The sequence below is a fragment of the Pedobacter sp. R20-19 genome (genome assembly GCF_000708265.2).
Taxonomy (GTDB): domain Bacteria; phylum Bacteroidota; class Bacteroidia; order Sphingobacteriales; family Sphingobacteriaceae; genus Pedobacter.
On sequence record NZ_JCKI01000008.1, the window covers coordinates 450,806 to 470,954 of the forward strand.

The 20,149-nt window shown below is 35.5% G+C and carries 18 protein-coding genes; 11 read left to right on the top strand and 7 right to left on the bottom strand.

Annotated elements, in window-relative coordinates:
- Nucleotides 1-44 precede the first annotated feature (44 nt).
- Nucleotides 45-1,019, top strand: coding sequence for a M28 family peptidase (locus AN34_RS18845; protein WP_036677526.1), 975 nt, complete (start codon nt 45-47; stop codon nt 1,017-1,019).
- A gap of 3 nt (nt 1,020-1,022) precedes the next feature.
- On the opposite strand, the gene rsmG is transcribed toward AN34_RS18845, so the two are convergent.
- Nucleotides 1,023-1,658, bottom strand: coding sequence for a 16S rRNA (guanine(527)-N(7))-methyltransferase RsmG (gene rsmG / locus AN34_RS18850; RefSeq protein ID WP_029288079.1), 636 nt, complete (start codon nt 1,656-1,658; stop codon nt 1,023-1,025).
- A 24-nt stretch (nt 1,659-1,682) separates the two neighbouring features.
- Nucleotides 1,683-2,810, bottom strand: a complete 1,128-nt coding sequence (locus tag AN34_RS18855; RefSeq protein WP_231625583.1) for a glycosyltransferase — start codon at nt 2,808-2,810, stop codon at nt 1,683-1,685.
- A 225-nt stretch (nt 2,811-3,035) separates the two neighbouring features.
- Here AN34_RS18855 and tgt point away from each other — a divergent pair, with 225 nt between their 5' ends.
- From tgt to AN34_RS18880, 5 genes are all read left to right on the top strand, one after another.
- Nucleotides 3,036-4,166, top strand: coding sequence for a tRNA guanosine(34) transglycosylase Tgt (tgt, locus tag AN34_RS18860; RefSeq protein WP_029288083.1), 1,131 nt, complete (start codon nt 3,036-3,038; stop codon nt 4,164-4,166).
- A 2-nt stretch (nt 4,167-4,168) separates the two neighbouring features.
- Entirely contained in the window at nt 4,169-5,272 is a 1,104-nt protein-coding gene (locus AN34_RS18865; RefSeq protein ID WP_029288086.1) for an LptF/LptG family permease, read from the top strand.
- Between the two features lie 2 nt (nt 5,273-5,274).
- On the top strand, nt 5,275-6,153 hold the full coding sequence (locus tag AN34_RS18870) for a DMT family transporter (protein WP_029288088.1): 879 nt from the start codon (nt 5,275-5,277) through the stop codon (nt 6,151-6,153).
- 1,327 nt (nt 6,154-7,480) lie between these two features.
- Nucleotides 7,481-10,285: a hypothetical protein gene (locus tag AN34_RS18875; RefSeq protein WP_029288091.1), complete on the top strand. Its 2,805-nt coding sequence runs from the start codon at nt 7,481-7,483 to the stop codon at nt 10,283-10,285.
- A gap of 3 nt (nt 10,286-10,288) precedes the next feature.
- Nucleotides 10,289-10,570, top strand: coding sequence for a lipopolysaccharide assembly protein LapA domain-containing protein (locus AN34_RS18880; RefSeq protein ID WP_029288093.1), 282 nt, complete (start codon nt 10,289-10,291; stop codon nt 10,568-10,570).
- A 134-nt stretch (nt 10,571-10,704) separates the two neighbouring features.
- Here the strand turns inward: AN34_RS18880 and AN34_RS18885 are convergent, their stop codons facing one another.
- The 5 genes from AN34_RS18885 to ispE form a co-directional block, all read right to left on the bottom strand.
- Entirely contained in the window at nt 10,705-11,001 is a 297-nt protein-coding gene (locus AN34_RS18885) for a hypothetical protein (RefSeq protein ID WP_029288096.1), read from the bottom strand.
- A gap of 88 nt (nt 11,002-11,089) precedes the next feature.
- Entirely contained in the window at nt 11,090-11,809 is a 720-nt protein-coding gene (locus AN34_RS18890; protein ID WP_029288098.1) for a pirin family protein, read from the bottom strand.
- Nucleotides 11,810-11,977: 168 nt separating this feature from the next.
- Nucleotides 11,978-13,147, bottom strand: a complete 1,170-nt coding sequence (locus AN34_RS18895) for a PLP-dependent aspartate aminotransferase family protein (protein WP_029288100.1) — start codon at nt 13,145-13,147, stop codon at nt 11,978-11,980.
- Between the two features lie 173 nt (nt 13,148-13,320).
- The gene (locus AN34_RS18900; RefSeq protein ID WP_029288102.1) at nt 13,321-13,737 is read right to left on the bottom strand and encodes an OsmC family protein; all 417 of its coding nucleotides are present in this window, start codon (nt 13,735-13,737) and stop codon (nt 13,321-13,323) included.
- A gap of 124 nt (nt 13,738-13,861) precedes the next feature.
- Nucleotides 13,862-14,665, bottom strand: coding sequence for a 4-(cytidine 5'-diphospho)-2-C-methyl-D-erythritol kinase (gene ispE, locus AN34_RS18905; protein ID WP_029288104.1), 804 nt, complete (start codon nt 14,663-14,665; stop codon nt 13,862-13,864).
- 189 nt (nt 14,666-14,854) lie between these two features.
- Here ispE and AN34_RS18910 point away from each other — a divergent pair, with 189 nt between their 5' ends.
- The 5 genes from AN34_RS18910 to secDF all read left to right on the top strand — a co-directional run bounded on the left by AN34_RS18910 (nt 14,855) and on the right by secDF (nt 20,032).
- Nucleotides 14,855-15,649 (top strand): thymidylate synthase, encoded by a 795-nt coding sequence (locus AN34_RS18910; protein WP_029288106.1) that lies wholly within the window; start codon nt 14,855-14,857, stop codon nt 15,647-15,649.
- A gap of 44 nt (nt 15,650-15,693) precedes the next feature.
- On the top strand, nt 15,694-15,897 hold the full coding sequence (locus AN34_RS18915) for a hypothetical protein (protein ID WP_029288108.1): 204 nt from the start codon (nt 15,694-15,696) through the stop codon (nt 15,895-15,897).
- 1 nt (nt 15,898) lies between these two features.
- Entirely contained in the window at nt 15,899-16,171 is a 273-nt protein-coding gene (locus AN34_RS18920) for a type II toxin-antitoxin system YafQ family toxin (protein WP_029288111.1), read from the top strand.
- A gap of 24 nt (nt 16,172-16,195) precedes the next feature.
- Nucleotides 16,196-16,687: a dihydrofolate reductase gene (locus AN34_RS18925; protein WP_029288114.1), complete on the top strand. Its 492-nt coding sequence runs from the start codon at nt 16,196-16,198 to the stop codon at nt 16,685-16,687.
- 363 nt (nt 16,688-17,050) lie between these two features.
- Nucleotides 17,051-20,032 (top strand): protein translocase subunit SecDF, encoded by a 2,982-nt coding sequence (secDF, locus tag AN34_RS18930; protein WP_029288116.1) that lies wholly within the window; start codon nt 17,051-17,053, stop codon nt 20,030-20,032.
- Nucleotides 20,033-20,149 lie beyond the last annotated feature (117 nt).

A 20,149-nucleotide genomic window follows, 5' to 3' on the forward strand; every position in this document is an offset into this window, starting at 1 on the left:
AAATACCTTTATACTTCTTGGCTTTAATTACAAAAAGAACAACTATGAAAATCCTATATATTATTCCTTTAGCCATGATGCTCAGCTGCTGTTCATCGGTTAAAAATCAAACCACAACCGGCTCAGGAAAATTAGATGCACAATTACTTAAAGATGTAGAAATCCTGTCATCTAATGCCTATCAAGGTAGAAAAACAGGCACCAAAGGTGCAGAAATGGCAAGAGCTTATATCATTGATCGTTTTCAGAAACTAGGATTAAAATCCTACCCTCAAAATGTTAACTACGCACAGGAATTTACCTTTAATTCCAGAAGCGGAGCAAAGATCAATGGTACCAATGTAATTGGCTATATTCCTGGAAAAGGCAAAAACGTAATCGTGGTTTCTGCTCATTATGATCACTTGGGTGTGATTAAAGATGAAGTTTTTAATGGTGCTGATGATAATGCTTCGGGAACCGCAGGATTGCTTAAGATTGCAGCATATTTTTCAAAAAACAAACCCAATAGCACCATCATATTTGCCTCATTTGATGCAGAGGAAATGGGATTGCAAGGTGCCAAAGCTTTTGTAGCCAATCCATCTGTACCACTCGGATCAATTGCTGTAAATTTAAATATGGATATGATTGGACATAGTGAGAAAGGTGAACTTTATGTTTGTGGTACATTCAGGTATCCCACACTAAAAAAATATGTTGATACAACCAGAAAAGACATTAAAGTTATTTTAGGTCATGATGACCCGAAACTTGGCCACGATGACTGGACAAATCAAAGCGATCAAGGCGCATTCAATGCTAAAAATATTCCATTTCTTTACTTCGGCGTGGAAGATCATAAAGATTACCACAAGGCAACAGATGAGTATTCAACAATTACAAAGCAATTCTTTAGCGATGCCGCAAATACGGTGTTAGATGTAGTCAAAAATGTTGATGCACAATCAGGCCTTCAACAATCGTTAAAAGATAAAATGATTATGATGGATAATCCTAAAAAGAGAGAAAGGCTTTAATCCTTATTGCGGTACGTAAACCACATATTTGGTTTCAAAAAAATCTTCCTCAAAATAAGCTGAAAGCGGATATAATTCTGCTTTCAGTTTTGATTCTTTGATCTCATCATTCAAATCACCACCCTTTAAGTACAAAATTCCATTTGGAATGGCGTTTATCACCTCCTTCTTAAACTTTCCCTGAATCCATGGATAAAATTCTCCTAAACGGGTAACCGCCCTTGAAACCACGAAGTTGAACTTTTCTTTGATTTGCTCTGCTCTCAAATGCTCCGCCCTTAAATTTTCTAAACCCAAAGCAGAAGCTACTTCTTTCACCACCTTAATCTTCTTACCAATAGAATCTACCAGATAAAACTGTGTATCAGGAAACAAAATGGCTAATGGAATGCCTGGAAAGCCTCCACCAGTGCCTACATCTAAAACAGATTCGCCAGCTCTAAAAGTGCAAACCTTTGCTATTCCCAGAGAATGCAAAACATGGCGTTCATAAAGCTCTTCAATATCCTTTCTTGAAATCACATTAATTTGAGCGTTCCAATAAACATAAAGATCAAATAATTGCGAAAACTGATCGATCTGTTTCGCCGTTAAATCAGGAAAATATTTTAAAATGAGATCTGGTTTTACATCAGCCATATGATAATTTTTTATATTTAATATCTATTTCCAATTCACTTTTTTCTTGCCAAACATGGCTACAAATCCGTTTAAGGTTAAAAACAAGAACAAAAGTATATCTAATATTGGGAACCACCAACGCAAATCCCCATAGTTTAGTCGTTTCAATAACTTTGGATAAATTAAACTCCTAATGATAATGCTCAATAAAAGTATACCCCCTGCTATATATTGTGCTTCCCGGCTTAAAAACATACCTGCTACAAAAAAGCCATAAAATAAAAATTGAAAAATAATTTGCAGGCTTAAAATAAACTTATGTTTTGACTTATACATTTTACCTGCCCCAAAATGGCGCTTTTTCTGTTTAAGGTATCCGCCCCAGGTACGATTTGGTTCGCTCCATACATGGCTATCCTGATGAATGCGAATTGCTGTATTAAATCGGTTTGCATTGGCATTTACGAACAAGTCATCATCACCAGAAGGGATATGCATGTGCGCTGCAAATCCTTTATTTTTAAAAAACAGGGCCTTTTTGTAAGCCATATTCCGGCCAACGCCCATGTAAGGCATTCCTTTTAAGGCAAATGAAAGATAGTTTACAGCAGTAAAAAAAGTCTCGAAACGAATCAGGGCATTTAGTAAACCACGTTTTTTCAAGTAAGGAGAATAGCCTAAAACAATTTCAATATTTTCATTTTCAGGTTGTTGCATATCCATCAACCATTGATCTGATCCTGGAGTACAATCTGCATCTGTAAAAACAAGCCATTCATATTTGGCTGCCTTTATGCCCATGGTTACTGCGAATTTTTTTCCAGCCAAAAATTTATCGTTATCCAAAACTTTAACCACTTTCAAGTTGTGGTATACTTTCTCCATTTCCTCCAGAAACTCTTCTGTTCCATCCCAGGAGCGATCATTAACTACCACCACTTCATATTCAGGATAGTTTTGAGTCATTAAAGTGGGTAAGTATTCCCTTAGATTTTTAATTTCATTTCTCGCACAAACAATCACGCTTAGCGGCTTTCTGGCTATAAATGGTATTTCTTCTACCACAGCATTGGCCAGTTTTAAGTGCACAAATAAGACAAAATAAAGCTGAACTAAAAGGCAAAAAGCCAATATGGAAAGCAGAATAATTTCAGGTAAGGTTAAGATCACGATGATAAAATAAATAGGCGCAAATTTCTTATTTTAAATCTGCAATATGCCTGATGTTGAAAAAAACATTCCAAATATTATTTCAGTACAACAGAAGTTATGTGAATAACCTTCACTTTAGATTTTTAATACAGAAAATCTGGCTAATATTATTGTTTAATTTAAGCCATTAAACTAAGCAACAATATATATAGCTGTGGTAAATTTGTTACTTTTGCATCCTATATGAAATTTACTTTACAGGCAAACGATCCTTTATCAAAAGCCAGAGCCGGGACTGTTACCACTGCCCATGGCGAAATACAAACTCCTATTTTTATGCCTGTAGGCACGGCAGGAACAGTAAAAGCTGTTCACCAGCGCGAGCTTAAGGATGATATAGATGCCAAAATTATTTTAGGTAACACCTATCATTTATACCTGAGACCAGGTTTAGATATATTAGAAGCAGCCGGTGGCTTGCATAAATTTATTGGCTGGGATCGCCCGATTTTAACTGATAGCGGTGGTTATCAGGTATATTCTTTAAGTAAAGTGCGTAAAATTAAAGAAGAAGGTGTTACTTTTCATTCGCATATAGACGGATCGAAACATCTTTTTACGCCTGAATATGCAATGGACATCCAGCGCACCATCGGAGCAGATATTATCATGGCTTTTGATGAGTGTACGCCTTACCCGTGCGATTATACCTATGCGGCACAGTCTATTAAAATGACCCACCGCTGGTTGAAACGTTGTTGTACACATTTTGACAATACTGAACCTAAATATGGTTTTGATCAAACCTTGTTCCCTATTGTGCAAGGTTCGGTATACAAAGACCTGAGAATCAAATCTGCTGAGTTTATAGCCAGCATGAACAGAGAAGGAAATGCCATTGGAGGCTTATCTGTTGGTGAGCCTGCTGAAGAAATGTATGCCATGACGGAAGTGGTATGCGATATCCTTCCATATGAAAAACCACGCTATTTAATGGGAGTTGGAACACCGATTAATATCCTCGAAAACATTGCCTTAGGTGTTGATATGTTTGATTGTGTAATGCCAACCCGAAATGCTAGAAATGGAATGCTTTTCACCAGAAATGGTATTATTAATATCAGAAATAAGAAATGGGAAAATGACTTTTCTCCGCTGGATGCTGAAAGTGACCTACATGCCGATCTGGTAACCAGTAAAGCTTATTTAAGACATTTAGTGCATAGCAAAGAAATGCTTGGCGCACAAATTGCGACATTACATAACCTACATTTCTATTTATGGCTGGTAAAACAAGCCAGAGAGAAAATTATTTTGGGCGAATTTTACGAATGGAAGAATAAAATGGTCAAGGTTTTAGGAAATAAATTATAAGAATGAGTCTGTTAAAAGGAAAGATAAAAATCATTGACCAATACATTATCGGTAAATACCTGGGTACATTTATATATACTCTTGCTATTTTCGTAATCATCATTGTCGTATTTGATCTGTCCGAAAAAATGGATGACTTTATGAAAAGTGGTCTCAGTTTTTGGGGCATTCTTTCTAAATATTATGCCGGTTCCATTCCCTTTTATGTGAACATGCTATCGCCACTGATTAACTTTATTGCCGTTATTTTCTTTACGGCTAAGATGGCCGATCAAACTGAGATTGTACCCATTTTAAGTGGAGGCGTTAGTTTCAACAGGTTCCTATTGCCTTATTTCGTTTCTGCAACGGTTATATTTGCAGCTAATCTGGGTTCCAACCTTTATGTTTTACCCTATACCAATACCTTAAAAAATAGTTTCGAAAACACTTACGTAAAGCGTAATGACCCTTCTACGAAAACAAATATCCACATGAAACTGGATGACAAAACTTACATTTATATTGAAAGTTTTGACAACAAAACCAATTACGGATATAGATTTTCTTTAGACAATTTTAATGGTGATGTGTTGGTTAAAAAAATTGTTGCTGACAACATCAAATGGGATTCTACGAAAAGGAAATGGCAACTGAGTAATTACTCTATTCGTAAAATTGATGGCTTAAAAGAATCCATGATTTATGGAAATGGAAAACTTAAGGACACCATTTTAGATATGCGTCCTGATGACTTTTCAGCATACGCAAATGTGGTTCAAAATCTCTCAACTAGTGAGTTGGCAGACAAAATCCGGAAGGAAAAAGTCAGGGGAACAGGTATCATGAACGACCTGGAGTTTGAGCAATATAAACGCTTCTTACATCCACTTTCTGCCTACATTTTAACCTTAATTGGCGTAGCTTTATCATCACGAAAAGTACGTGGTGGTGTTGGCGTTTCGTTAGGGATTGGCATTTTTATTAGCTTCGCCTACATTGTATTTAATCAGTTCACACAAATGTTTTCTACCAAAGGTGGATTACCGCCGGTGATTGCTGTCATATCGCCCACTATTGCATTTGGTTTACTCGGTATCTACCTGTTAAAACGGGCGCCAAAATAGGAATGGATCAAACCAAGAAAAACTTACTTATTCTTCATTTTACCGTACTCATCTGGGGCTTTACCGGCGTGCTTGGCAAAGTAATTTCTATCGATGCAGTACCATTGGTCTGGTACAGGGTTTTAATAGCAACCTCAACACTTTTTGCATGGTTTCTGATTACAAAAAAGAATATTAAAATTTCTAAAATACAATTTTTACAGTTCTTTTTTACGGGTGCAATTGTGGCTATTCACTGGATATTTTTCTTCCATGCCATTAAGGTTTCTACAGTTTCTGTTACCTTAGTATGCCTCTCTTCCTTCACTTTATTTACCGCAATTTTAGAACCTTTAATTAAAAAGCAGCCCATTCAAATAGGTGATATTTTAATCGGACTGATCATTATTTTGGGCATCTATATGATCTTTAAATTTGAAAGTCAGTATACTTTAGGGATTATTTTCGGATTACTTGCAGCCGTTGCTTCGAGTCTTTTCTCCACCATTAATTCAACCTTGGTTCAAAAAAGTGAGCCATCTATTATTGGTTTTTATGAATTGGTTGGTGGACTTTTCTGGATCACCTTGTACCGCTTACATGATGGATCACTGATCAATTCTTCCTTCAACCTGAATATAAATGACTGGTTTTATATTGGTATTTTAGGCACACTTTGCACCTCTGTTGCTTATGTCGCAGGCGTATCTGTCATGAGAACATTATCAGCTTTCAGAGTGGCTTTGGTTACTAATCTTGAACCTGTATATGGCATTCTTTTAGCCTTTATTTTCTTTAAAGATAGAGAGCAAATGACAGCTGGATTTTACGTTGGTGCAGCGATTATTTTAAGTGCTATTTTTCTATATCCAATCTACAAAAAAAGGAAAAATAAACTTTAATTTTTAGACATCAAATTCAAGATAAAATTGGTACTAATCGCCAATATCATCCACACCAATTTGCCCCATTTATTTTGTAATAAATTGAGCTTTCTTACAATAGATTATATTGCATTAATACCTTGATAAAACAACCTATTTCAGGTGCCTTAAAACCAGAACTTCATACTTAAAATAATCTTAAAAAAGATAAGGTTATCAGTGGTAATTGAGCATATAAAATATGTTTCAAAACGATTAGCAGGACGCTATTTTCTTCGCGTTTGGTGGGTGATAATTATAGATAAGCATCACCAATTTAACATAAATAATCCGTTAGCGATCGTACAATTTATATCCTTCTACAGTTGAAATAGGAATTATTTAGTGATAATCGCTGTATCATAATTTATTTCCCTAGCACAAAATACACCACCCATCTACACAATATAAAATACTGATTAAAAGGTACTTAACATACAATAAAACACATAAGTTATAATTTATCATAAAAAATAAAAATTTATAAAAGATAGGCGAATATCCTCAGGAAATACAATTATAAGACTAAAATAGTGCCTCGTATTGGATGATTTCTGATCAAATTCATACAAAATTGCCACATAAATGATGATGCTATCAAAGAATAATTCTTAAGTTAAAACCAAAAAATGCACTTCATTATTCAATATTTTAGCCAGAGATCAAATGAAAAGCCTGGTACTTAACTTTTTAATATTATAGGTATTGATCAACGCTAATCAAAACGTGTGTGATCGGATCAACGAATACACCAAAACCAAATATGCCATAATGACACTAATTTTAAATATTGATGTTGCTGCTGGTTTCTTCAGTACTTTGTTTAAAATGAAAGATTATTTTTCCATTAGGATTAATAAATGCTCAATGGCTATACGCACAAACCCCTAACTATTTAGCTTACGTTAATATTCAAAAACTGATTAAAAATGTTTTTACTCATAATTTTCATAGCACTAAATCCATAAAATCTAAGTCCAGTTTTTTATTGTTCTATATAAATAAATATTAATTGTGTGCACATCACTCACTCTGAAAATAAAAACCGGAAAAAATCTTACCCTTAAATGGATTAATAAGTGTAATTTAAGGCACTAAATTAAGTGTTACGAAAAAGCTGAAATTCAAGTAAATAAATCCTCTCATAAAATTGATTAAGAATCATAAATCCATAAAATATTAGATTTAAATAAATATCATAACAAACTGAAAATCAATAAAAATAAAACCAAAACGTAAAGTCATAATAAATCAAAAATAACAATTAGAAAAACTATAAAACTAATTATTTTAGCAAAGTACTTTAATGACCTTTTATAAATCAAACAAAATACTAATTATCAGATACTTAACATCAATATCATTAAGTATCATTTCATATCCTGTTTTTGGACAAATCTTCAGTACTGCACAGAACCCACTTAGTGTACATTGGAACTATATCCAGGCAGGGGGTTTTAAAATTATCTATCCAAAGGAATTGGAAAAGGAAGCGCAACGAATGGCCAATACTTTGCCTTTCATTTATCCGAAGGTTGGCTTAGGGTTAAATCAACAAAATACTGCTATCTCCTTACTTCTTCAAAACCAGGGAACCATAGCCAATGGCTTTGTTCAGCTGGGACCGAAGAAATCTGAATTTTATACTACACCTCCGCAATATTTCGACAGTCAGGATTGGCTTAATAATTTAGCAGTTCATGAGTTACTACACATCGCTCAATTTGACAAATTGACAGGTAATAAAAAATTTCCATTTCCAGAATTGGTTTACTTTGCTTATTTCGGGGCGAGCATTCCTACATGGTTTTTTGAAGGTGATGCAGTAGTTAATGAAACAGCATTAACTGAATCTGGCCGCGGCCGCCAACCCAATTGGATCATGCCTTACCGGGCTACAATTTTGGAAGGCAAAAAATACTCTTATAGTAAAGCCTATTTTGGTTCTAATAAGGATGTCACTCCCGGATATTATCAAACCGGATATTTGATGGTAGCAGACATGAAAGAAAAATTTGGTCAGTTCATTTCTGATAGCCTACTTTCAGATATCAGAAAGCGCCCGATAAGGCTCTATCCTTTTTCAAAAAGTTTAAAAAAATATACCGGTAAAAACACAAAAAAATACTTTGAGGATACTCAAGAAAAATTAGAGAAAAAATGGATCACTCAGCAAGATTTTTTATCTACAGAAAACTATGCATCACTTAATAAAAAAACATCGCTGGCTACACATTATTTTCTTCCTGCAAGATTGAATAAAAATCAAGTTTTAGCGCTTAAAGAAAGCAAGCAGGAAGCGAGACATTTTGTGGTAATCAATCAAGATCAATCTGAACAAAAATTATTTGGAATTGGCTACCAGGAACAGCCTTGGTTTAGTTTAAAAAACAACACCTTGGTTTGGGACGAAATCCGTTACGATCCAAGGTATAAACAAAGGAGTTATAGTGTAATTTGCACTTATAATATGGCAACCAGAAAGTTCAAAAAACTGAGCAGTCAAAGTCGCCTCTTCTCCCCCACCCTTTCTAATGATGGAAAGAAAATCATAGCGGTAAAAGTTGAACTGAACAATCAATTCAATCTTGTTGAAATTGATGCCCGTTCAGGAAAGATTTTAAAATCAATCCCGAACCCAGATAATGAAATTCTGCAGACACCTTGCTTTGATCAAACCGGAAATCAGATTGCTTACATTAGTGTTACTGAAAAAGGAAAAAGCCTTTGGGTAATAGATGGTGAGAAAAAGAAACCGCTCATTTTAAATAGCAGGCAGCAGTTGAGCAGACCAATTTTTATTGATCGTAAAATTGCCTTCAATGCACACTTTAATGGCATAGATAATATTTACACAATAGACACTGCTACAAAAAAAATTAATGCATTAAGCGCATCTAAATATGGTGCTTTTAATCCAACAGAAAGTGGTGACGGAAAAATCATTTTTAATGATTACAAAATCAATGGATATGAAATTGCAGAACAAATGATTTCTGAAAAACCCGTTGGAGAAAATGGGTTTATAGATTTCTCTACTGAAGCACAAAAACAGGAAAATATTGGTAATGTTTTTAATCACATTCCTGATAACACCTTCCAATCCAAACGCTACAAGCAAGGATTAAATCTTTTCAGCTTCCATAGTGTGATTCCGGTTATTGATAATGAATATGTTTTCGGTTTAGAATTGCAATCTAACAATTTGTTAAACACTATGGACTTTTATACAGGCGCAAAATACCACCGGGATTTAAAGCGTTTTGAATACTCGGCAGATATTAGCTATAAAGCACTTTACCCTGTATTTAGTGCGTTGTATCGAAACCGACCAAAAAGAACGTTCTATCGATCTAAAAATACTATTCAGCAAGGTGATTGGAGAGAGAATTATATCAAGCTTAATGCATCACTTCCATTATCATTTAATGCAAGGAATCAAAACTACTCTTTTACACTAAATGCGGCTACGAGTTTTACCAAACGTTATCTACCAGAAAATATGCCTGACAATTTTATAACGGCATTAAAATTTCCGATGGAATACAACTTTACCTTTAATCATAGCGCAAGAACTACCGAAAGAGACATTGCACCGAAGTGGGCACAGATCTTAAGGGCAACCTACAACCACCAGCCCTTTGATAAAAATCTTGGTGGTGAAATTATGGCTCTAGAAAGTTTCTTCTATTTTCCAGGCTTTGCAAAAAACCACTCCTTCCTCGCTAGTTTCAATTATCAAAAAGCAACTGGCGTAAACCAATATGCAACAGAAATTGCAACGGTTTATGGCTATAATAATATCCTTGCAAAAAGTAAACTACAAAACAGTATGCTTTTTAATTATAGATTTCCCTTTGCCTTTCCAGATTGGGAATTAGGACCATTAGCTTATATCAGAAATTTTAGAGCCGGCATATTTTCTCATTATGAAAATATTGGTAAAGACACGAATATTGGCGAACCAAAAACTTATGGCATAGAATTGAATAGTAGTTTAAACATTTTACGGTATCAACCTGTTGTTGATGTTGGAGCAAGGTTGGTTTTTGTTAATAAGATTTACAATCAAAATCCGATATTAGAGTTTTCATTTAATTATAGCTTTTAACCCATGAGCGGAAAAACCATATTTATTATCATCCTAACAGCATTACTTACTGCTTTTTTATTTTTAAACAGCGATGAAGTAGCATTCAATTTTATAGTGGTAGATGGCGTATTTGTCTCCAAACTACTGGTAATAGGCATTTGTGTCATCATCGGTTTTATCATTGGCTTTATTGTTGGCCGACCTAAAAAAACGATAAGTAGCTATGATAATGAAATTGAAAGAAATCAGCAAACTGCGAATAAAAAAGAATTGAGCGACGAAGATAGGGAGTACATCTCCTAGAATTTATCAGGGTTGCAGGATATTGAGATTTAAGTAGCTAAGCTTTGATCTCTTAATATGTTGTACTTTGATATTTTTTTCATAGAACATCAGATGCGCTATAAAAAAAAACTCTAATACTTCTGGATTATGAATTAGCTAAGCGCAGTCATAATTTCTCCATACAACAAACCACTTCCACCACCATAGTGCTGAATGATCTTGATACCTGGTTTAATTGCTTCTAATTTTAACTTCAAAGCTTGCTCACATTCCTGATCAATACCATTACCAAGTAATACCAGATCAACAGTCTGTTCTTTAAACACTGAAACGGCTTCTTCATCTGTACAAACACAAATCCCTTTCCATTCTGGTCGAGCGTTAAGTAAGCGATTCATGACGATGGTAATTTCTGTATCTCTGCCGATGTAAAGTATGGTCGTTTGCATATTTTTTTTTAAGTTAAGAGTTACGTGTTAAAAGTCGCAAGCCAAGGTTATAGACCTGTAACCCACAACTTTCAACATATAACTTAAATTATAATTCCATCGGAACATCCATCAGCAATACTTCGGCATCAGCTGTATTTGCTTTAAAACTGATGTGATCTGTATCCCAGATACCAATGGCATCTCTCTTGCTTAATATTTGCCCATTAATCGTTACTTCACCACTAATCACAAAAGCGTAAACACCGTTGCCTGCTTTTTTGATTTTATATTCAGTTTCAAAACTTTCATCAAATTTACCTAATGAAAACCAGGCATCCTGATGAATCCACACATTATCATCTTCACTATTTGGAGATAAAATCTGCTGGAAGTTATTATGGCGGGCAGTAACATCTAAAGCCCTTTGATCATAACGCGGTGTTACATTCTTTTTATTTGGGAATAACCAGATTTGCAATAAGTTTAACTGCACATCAGGTAAAGCATTAAATTCACTATGACTCACCCCTGTACCTGCACTCATCACCTGAATTTCACCAGCTTTAATTTCTGCAGTATTGCCCATACTATCTTTATGCGCAATAGCGCCTGCTAATGGAATGGTAATGATCTCCATGTTATCATGTGGATGTGCGCCGAAACCCATTCCACCGTCAATTAAGTCATCATTTAAAACTCTTAAAACGCCAAAATGCATTCTCTCAGGATTATAATAGTTCGCAAAGCTGAATGAGTGGTGAGCGTCTAACCATCCATGATTGGCATGGCCTCTGGTGTTTTCTTTGTACAAAATAAATTGTGACATAAATTTCCTTTCTTGTTTATGATACAAATTTACATCAGGCCTGGCAGCTGTGCATTGATGTAGGGTAAGAAAGATTTCAGTCTGGAGTCCATAGCTTTTATAAAATTCAGCAACAAAAAAAGCGGCATAAATATAAATTTATACCGCTTTGATTATTTTAATCAGCCATTATGCTTCCAGAGCCTGTTCAATATCAGCTAAAATATCATTTATATGCTCTAAACCTATTGACAAGCGAATAGATCCCTGCTCAATACCAACTATATTCCTTTCTTCCTCAGTCAATTTGCTGTGTGTACTCGTAGCTGGATGTGTAGCAATGGAACGGGTATCTGCAAGGTTTGCAGAGATTGAAAACATTTTTAGTTTATCCATAAAATTACGTGCACCTTCTACACCACCATCAACAACAATGGTTACAATACCTCCGCCCTGCTTCATTTGCTTTTTGGCTATTTCATATTGTGGATGCGACGGTAGAAAAGGATATTTAACCAATTTGATTTTTGGATGTTTCTCTAAATATTCGGCAACTTTCAAAGCATTTTCGCAATGACGATCCATCCGTACAGCTAACGTTTCTAAGCTTTTAGATAAAATCCAGGCATTAAATGGTGATAAAGCCGGACCACTGTGCCGTGCGAACCCTATAACTTCTGCAATCAGTTCCTTATAGCCTAATATGATACCACCCAATACACGTCCCTGTCCATCAATGTATTTTGTAGCCGAATGGATAGAAATATGTGCACCTAATGCAATTGGCTGTTGTAAATAAGGCGTAGCAAAACAGTTATCAACCACCAGAAGCTGATTGTGCTTTTTAGCTAAACCGCCTAAAAAGGCCAGGTCGATAATATCAATACCTGGATTAGATGGTGTTTCCACAAAAATCATTTTGGTATTTGGCTTAATTAAGCTTTCCCAATCTTGTGGCTTATCTAAATCAGCATAATCAAAGGTTACCCCCCATTTAGAAAAAACATTGGTTAACAACTGGTGTGTAGATCCAAAAACAGAACGACTGGAAACAATATGATCGCCAGCTTTTAAGAAAGCACCAAATGTGGTGAAAATAGCCGCCATGCCCGTTGCCGTAGCAAAACCATCTTCTGCACCTTCCAGCAGACACATTTTTTCTATAAACTCCGAAGTGTTCGGGTTAGAGTATCGGCTATAAACATTCCCTTCTTTTTCATTGGCGAATAATGCCCGCATTTCTTCAGCATCATCAAACTTATAACTGGAAGTAAGATAAATTGGTGCCGAATGCTCCTTATGTAAACTTCGTTCAGTTTGTGTGCGGATGGCTATGGTTTCAAAATTTTCTGATTTCATTTTTTGTTAGTATCAAGATTTTAGTATTGATTTTGGGTATCGAAATTTTAGTATCAAGTATTAAGATTTTAGTATCAAGATTTTGTATGGAGTATAGATTTGATATCACGCATTTTCGGCTTTCGTACTTGATACTCGCTACTTGATACTCGCTGCTCTATACTCACCTCTCACTATTTGTTTATTACGTATGTAAAGTTAATTTTTGCTGAACGGCCTAAAATATTAGAAACAGAGCAATACTTTTCAAAAGTAAGGGCTAAAGCACGTTCTACTTTAGCTGTGCTTAAATTGCCATATAAATCAAAATGAATATTGATCTCATCAAAAATAGGCGGCATCTCTTCGTCTTTTCTGGTTGCGTTGATGGCAATTTTAATGTCGTCTAAAGGTTCTTTCTGCTTCGTTAATACATTTACCATATCAATTCCACTGCAACCTCCAAGGCCAACCAATAACATTTCCATTGGCCTAAACCCTTTGCCCTGGCCACCAATTGCAGCTTTTGCATCTAACTCTACGGTAAAACCGCTCTCGTTTTCTGCCTCAAAATTAAATTTCCCGCTCTTGCGTATCAGATTTATGTTCATTTGTTAGTATCAAGTAGTTAGTATCAAGTATCGAGACTTAAAACTAAACATGTAAATTTATTTTTTTAGTATCGAGTATTAAGACCAATTTGCTTTAGTCTTTTACCTTTACTTTAAGCTCTATTTAAATATTATAATAAACTAAGTTATTTTTTTCCAGTTCTTGTAGTTTAACAGGTTTGTTAAAAATGGCAAATACAGATGAGCCGCTACCACTCATTAAAGCGAATGTTGCGCCTGCATTGTATAAACTGGTTTTTATTTGATGAATTTGGGGATACTTTGCGAATACCGATGGCTCGAAATCGTTGATAACCTTATCTTTCCATGTTGTTGGAGACAAATGTATGATTTCTTTTAAAGATTGCAAAGGCTTTTGAGGTTTTACCAGGGCATAAGCATCAGCAGTACTGACATGTATAGGTGGTTTTACTAAAACTTTAAACCAGTTTGATAAATCAACCTCACACTGTTTAAATTCATCACCCTTATTAAAAGCATAGACAGGTTTATTCTCAATAAAAAAAGCACAATCAGCGCCCAACCTGCGGGCATAATTCTCCATTTGATTAACAGATAAACCCAAATTAAACTTTTCGTTCATCAGTTTAATAACAAAGGCACAATCTGCAGAACCACCACCCAAGCCTGCGCCTATAGGAATATTTTTTAAAAGATTAATCTGCTGCGCAGGAATAGCATAATCATTTCTAATTAATTGATAAGCCTTGAAACAGAGATTATCGTTCGCATCTCCGGGAATATCTATGCCATGAATTTTGCATGATGTTTCTGTGGCATCTACAATTTCTACAGCGTCTTTAATATCAATCGGATAAAAAACAGTTTCGAGATTATGATAACCATCGGCGCGTTTCTCGGTGATATTTAAACCTAAGTTAATTTTTGCGTTTGGAAAGGATAACATTCGGATTTGAGATTTGAGATTTGAGATTTTCCCTCAAAGCTAAATAAGTTCTGATGCAAACATACAAAAGTCAGGCTTGTTTAAAAATCTGTTATTGTAGAAAACTAAAAGATTTCGGGATTAAGATTTTTCACATATTTGTACCTAATAATTTATTCACGTTTAAAAGCCTACTTGGGTTTAGGGTATATGAAACAATATTTAGATTTAATGCAGCATGTGCTGGATAACGGTGCTCAAAAGCATGATCGTACAGGAACTGGAACCATCAGTGTTTTTGGTTATCAAATGCGTTTTAACCTGCAGGAGGGTTTTCCGATGGTTACCACAAAAAAGCTGCACTTAAAATCGATTATTCATGAATTGATCTGGTTTTTAACGGGAGATACCAATATTAAATATTTAAAAGATAATGGTGTTCGCATCTGGGATGAATGGGCAGATGCAGATGGAAACCTGGGGCCGGTTTACGGTTCACAATGGAGAAGCTGGCCAACGCCTGATGGACAACACATTGATCAGATCACCAATATCATCAACACCATTAAAAACAATCCTGATTCCCGGAGGATTATTGTTTCCGCCTGGAATGTAGCGGAGATTGAAAATATGGCGCTTCCGCCTTGCCATGCCTTCTTCCAATTTTACGTAGCTGACGGGAAGTTAAGTTGTCAGTTATACCAACGCAGTGCCGATATCTTTCTTGGCGTTCCTTTTAATATTGCATCTTATGCGCTGTTAACGATGATGGTTGCACAGGTTTGCAATTTAGAAGCAGGTGATTTCGTACATACTTTAGGCGATGCACACTTATACAATAACCACATCGAACAAGCCAATCTTCAATTAAGCAGAGAACCAAAACAGTTGCCCACCATGAAAATCAATCCAGATGTAAAAAGCATCTTTGATTTTAAATTTGAGGATTTTAAATTGGAAAATTACGAAGCACATCCTCATATTAAAGGGATTGTGGCAGTATAATCAATACAAACAATTAATGGTTAAAAGAATTATTATATTTGTATATGGAAACTTTTTCAATTAGTGTACCCGATAAAAAAAGCAGTTTAGTGAAACAGCTTTTAAAGGAATTAGGTGTAGTAATTAATACTGAATCAGCTAAAAGCCCGAATAAAACCACACGCACATCTATGGCCAAAACAAGCAAGGGTGAAGGTCTTACAAAATCTTCGAGCCATGAAGATTTAATGCAGAAGTTAAATTCATAGTATGTACGAAATATCTTTTTCAAATCAATTTAAAAAAGATTATAAACGTTGCATCAAAAGAAATTATGATATTTCTCTTTTAGAGGTAACTCTGAAAATATTGAGAGAAACTGGCAAGCTACCATCAAACTATAAGCCACATATTCTAAGTGGAGATTATAATGGCTTTTGGGAGTGTCATATAAAAGGAGACTGGCTAATGACCTGGCTCCAGGATGATGTCAAAAAAGAAATTTACTTAGATAGATTAGGATCTCACTCCGATTTATTTTAATCTCCCCACAATTTATTATCATTAATGAGCAAAATATATATAGTTGTAGCAATAGGCGAGAACTTCGCAATCGGAAAAAACAATCAGTTGTTATGGCACATGCCAGCTGATTTAAAGTTTTTTAAGCAAACCACATCCGGACATACTGTGGTGATGGGGCGTAAAACATTTGCTTCTGTCGGAAAGCCACTTCCAAATCGAAGAAACATTGTGATTACCAGAGATACAGACCTTAAAATAGAGGGCGCTGAAGTAGTAAATAGTTTAGATGAAGCTTTAGAGATTACTAAAACTGAAGAAAAGCCAGTTTTCATCATAGGAGGTGCGGAAATTTATCGCCAGGCTTTACCAAAAACTGATACACTTTATTTAACAACCATTCACCATAATTTTGATGCAGATACTTTTTTTCCTGAAATTAATCGAAATGAATGGGATGTGGTGAGTTCAGATTCACACAAGGCAGATGAAAAAAACAAGTACGATTATACTTTTGAGGTTTTGAAAAGGAAGTAATTCTATCAACTACAGGGAGAACAGAGATTTTCACAAAGATTGCTGAGTCTACTTAGCTGGAAATAGAAATACTTTCCCTGCCAACCTAAACCCGACATAAGCGGCAGCCCCGGTTTTTCTAACGGGTTACAACATCTGTTGGGACGGAACCCAAATCAAATGCTCCTGCTCTTGCTTTTAAATGAATCTGCTAGTATAATTTAAACATTAAAATGGATTCAACGTAACGATTGCATCGGTATTACTCCTTCTTGGAAATTAATCTTAATAAATTATCAGTTAAGGGGTTCTATAATTTAAAAATTTAATTAGATTTGCCGACTTGTTAAAAAACAGCGAAAGACAAATTATTTTAAACAAACAATGCAAGGAAAAGGTTTTATTAAGTTTATAGCGATAGTATTAGCTATCGTTTGTGCGTATGCGCTCTCTTTTACTTTGGTAGCATCCAATGTAGAAAAAGCCGCCAAAGACTATGCGAAGGGTGATTTAGCTAAAGAAAAAGCTTATCTAGATTCAATGAGCACCGAAAAAGTTTATCCGGTTGTTGGATTTACTTATGGTGAAGTTAAAGCTAAAGAGATTAATTTAGGTTTAGACTTAAAAGGCGGAATGAACGTAACGATGGAGATATCGTTAGCGGAGTTGGTTAAATCTTTAGCGGGCAACCCTACTGATGCTAACTTTAACAAAGCAGTTCAAAATGCACAGATTCAATTAAACGCTGGCGGTAAAGATTACATCAAAATTTTTGTTGATGAATTCGAAAAATTAAGCCCAGGTGTTAAACTTGCAGATTATTTTTCTAATCAAGATAATGCATCTCAGTTAAAACCTAGCGCAAGCAATAACGAAGTTGAATCTTTCCTCGAAAAGGAAGCAACTAGTGCTATTGACCGCTCATTTACTGTTTTACGTTCGCGTATTGATGGTTTTGGTGTGGTGAGTCCGAACATGCAAAAACAAGAAGGCAGCAATCGTATCCTAATCGAAATGCCAGGCGTTCAGGACAAAGAACGTATCGCTAAGCTTTTACAAGGTTCTGCTGAATTACAATTCTGGCAAGTATACCAGGTACAAGAAGTTGTTCCTTTATTAGAAAACATCAATAAAACATTAGCAGTTACTTTAAAAGCTGATGCTCCGGCAACCGCTAAAGATACTACAGCTGCTCCTGCAGGTGGTAAATTAGCTGGCTTAGAAAAAGCAGCTGCGAAAGATACCACTGCTAAAGGTGGCAAACTTGCAGGTTTAGGTAAAAAAGATTCTACTGCTGTAAAAGCAGAACTAGCCAAATCAAATCCATTATATGCTGTGCTTAGCCTTCCTGTTTATCAGGGAGAAAACGGACAGCAACAATTGATGCCGGGTGCTGTTGTTGGGATGTCTTTACAAAAAGATACTGCTAAAGTTAATTCATATTTAAGATTGCCTGAGGTTGCTGCCGCGATTCCATCTACGATGAAATTTATGTGGAGCGTTAAACCTAGAGAAGGTTCTAAAGTTTTCGAACTTTATGCAATTAAAGCGGTAAGTGCTGATGGTAAACCTGATTTAGGTGGTGATGCAATCAGCGATTCTAAAGATGATTTCGATCAAAAAGGTAAGCCAGAAGTAACCATGTACATGACCAGCGAAGGTGCTGCGAAATGGAAAAAAATTACTGCTGAAGCTGCTGCTGATGCGAACAATAAAAAATCGATCGCCATTGTATTAGATAACCAGGTTTACTCTGCTCCTACTGTTCAGAATGAAATTGCCGGTGGTGTGTCTTCCATTACTGGTAACTTTACTCAGGCAGATACTAAAGATTTATCAAATATCTTAAAAGCAGGTAAATTACCAGCTCCGGCACGTATTGCAGGAAGCTATGTAGTTGGTCCTACTTTAGGTGCACAAGCGATTCACGATGGTTTAATCTCTTTCGTAATTGCGTTTATTGTGATCTTAATCTTCATGGCGCTATATTATCACCGTGCAGGTTGGGTGGCTAACTTTGCTTTATTGATTAACTTATTCTTTGTTATCGGTATCCTGGTTTCATTAGGAGCTGTATTAACATTGCCGGGTATTGCGGGTATCGTTTTAACAATCGGTTTATCGGTTGATGCAAACATCCTGATTTTCGAACGTGTTCGGGAAGAGCTTGCACATGGCAAAACAGTAGCCAATGCAATTAAAGAAGGTTTCAAGCATGCAATGCCTTCTATCATCGATTCAAACGTTACCTTATTTATATTAGGTGCTATTTTATACGTATTCGGTAGCGGTCCTGTTCAGGGTTTTGCAACCACGTTATGTATTGGTATCCTTTCTTCATTATTTGCTGCAGTTGCCATTTCGAGAGTGGTATTTGATTCATTATTGTCTCGTAAAATCGAGGTTAACTTTGATAATAACTTAACGCGTAATGCATTCAAAAACTTAGCATTCAACTTTGTTGGCCGTCGTAAAATCTACTATATCATTTCCACAATAATTATTGTTGCCGGTATTGGTATGTACTTCAAAAATGGTGGTTTAAACTTAGGTGTAGATTTTAAGGGTGGTAGAACTTATCTTGTTCACTTTGATAAAGCTGTTAATACTGAAGATTTAAAATCAAAATTAGCACCAGTTTTTGATAATGAAACACCAGAGGTTAAAACTGCAGGAGAAGATAGCCAAGTTAAAATTACCACTACTTTCCACATCGAAGATCAGGACATTAGAACTGATAAAGTTGTTGAAGATGCTTTGAATAAAGGTTTAGCTGGTTCTAAGTACGAGATTGTAAGTTCTCAGAAAGTTACGCCGATCATTGCAAGTGATATTGTTAATGGTGCGTTTTACGCAGTATTGATTTCATGTATCTTCATGTTTATCTACATTGTTGTCCGCTTTAAAAAATGGCAGTATGGTTTAGGTGCGGTAATTGCATTGGCACATGATGTTTTGATGGTTTTATCTTTCTACACCATCTTAGACGGAGTAATGCCTTTCTCTTTAGAAATTGGACAAGATTTTATTGCAGCTATTTTAACGGTAATGGGTTACACCATGACTGAAACAGTTGTGGTATTCGATCGTATCCGTGAGAAATTAAAAGAATCTGGTAAAGAAGATTTACATGGTGAAGAACGAAATCAATTAATTAATTTCGCGTTAAACAGTACATTAAGTCGTACCATCCTAACTTCATTAACGGTATTCTTCGTGTTATTGGTGATCTTTATTTTTGGTGGAGATAGTATCCGTGGATTTATCTTCGCCTTATTGATTGGTCGTATCATTGGTACTTATTCATCATTATGCATCTCTACCCCTATCGTAATTGACTTGGGTAGTTCAGCAGAAAAAAAATAAGATTTTAAAATCTTGAATATACGAGCGCTCCGATTATCGGAGTGCTTTTTTTGTACCATCTTTTCAATATCATATTCATTGATATGTCTGTCAAAACTTCATTACTTAAACCTTTTG

Excerpts from the sequence above, each read along its gene's own strand:
- AN34_RS18845 (WP_036677526.1), top strand. The coding sequence starts at position 45 with ATGAAAATCCTATATATTATTCCTTTAGCCATGATGCTCAGCTGCTGT.
- rsmG (WP_029288079.1), bottom strand. The coding sequence starts at position 1,658 with ATGGCTGATGTAAAACCAGATCTCATTTTAAAATATTTTCCTGATTTA.
- tgt (WP_029288083.1), top strand. The coding sequence starts at position 3,036 with ATGAAATTTACTTTACAGGCAAACGATCCTTTATCAAAAGCCAGAGCC.
- AN34_RS18865 (WP_029288086.1), top strand. The coding sequence starts at position 4,169 with ATGAGTCTGTTAAAAGGAAAGATAAAAATCATTGACCAATACATTATC.
- AN34_RS18870 (WP_029288088.1), top strand. The coding sequence starts at position 5,275 with ATGGATCAAACCAAGAAAAACTTACTTATTCTTCATTTTACCGTACTC.
- AN34_RS18875 (WP_029288091.1), top strand. The coding sequence starts at position 7,481 with ATGACCTTTTATAAATCAAACAAAATACTAATTATCAGATACTTAACA.
- AN34_RS18880 (WP_029288093.1), top strand. The coding sequence starts at position 10,289 with ATGAGCGGAAAAACCATATTTATTATCATCCTAACAGCATTACTTACT.
- AN34_RS18885 (WP_029288096.1), bottom strand. The coding sequence starts at position 11,001 with ATGCAAACGACCATACTTTACATCGGCAGAGATACAGAAATTACCATC.
- AN34_RS18890 (WP_029288098.1), bottom strand. The coding sequence starts at position 11,809 with ATGTCACAATTTATTTTGTACAAAGAAAACACCAGAGGCCATGCCAAT.
- AN34_RS18895 (WP_029288100.1), bottom strand. The coding sequence starts at position 13,147 with ATGAAATCAGAAAATTTTGAAACCATAGCCATCCGCACACAAACTGAA.
- AN34_RS18900 (WP_029288102.1), bottom strand. The coding sequence starts at position 13,737 with ATGAACATAAATCTGATACGCAAGAGCGGGAAATTTAATTTTGAGGCA.
- ispE (WP_029288104.1), bottom strand. The coding sequence starts at position 14,665 with ATGTTATCCTTTCCAAACGCAAAAATTAACTTAGGTTTAAATATCACC.
- AN34_RS18910 (WP_029288106.1), top strand. The coding sequence starts at position 14,855 with ATGAAACAATATTTAGATTTAATGCAGCATGTGCTGGATAACGGTGCT.
- AN34_RS18915 (WP_029288108.1), top strand. The coding sequence starts at position 15,694 with ATGGAAACTTTTTCAATTAGTGTACCCGATAAAAAAAGCAGTTTAGTG.
- AN34_RS18920 (WP_029288111.1), top strand. The coding sequence starts at position 15,899 with ATGTACGAAATATCTTTTTCAAATCAATTTAAAAAAGATTATAAACGT.
- AN34_RS18925 (WP_029288114.1), top strand. The coding sequence starts at position 16,196 with ATGAGCAAAATATATATAGTTGTAGCAATAGGCGAGAACTTCGCAATC.
- secDF (WP_029288116.1), top strand. The coding sequence starts at position 17,051 with ATGCAAGGAAAAGGTTTTATTAAGTTTATAGCGATAGTATTAGCTATC.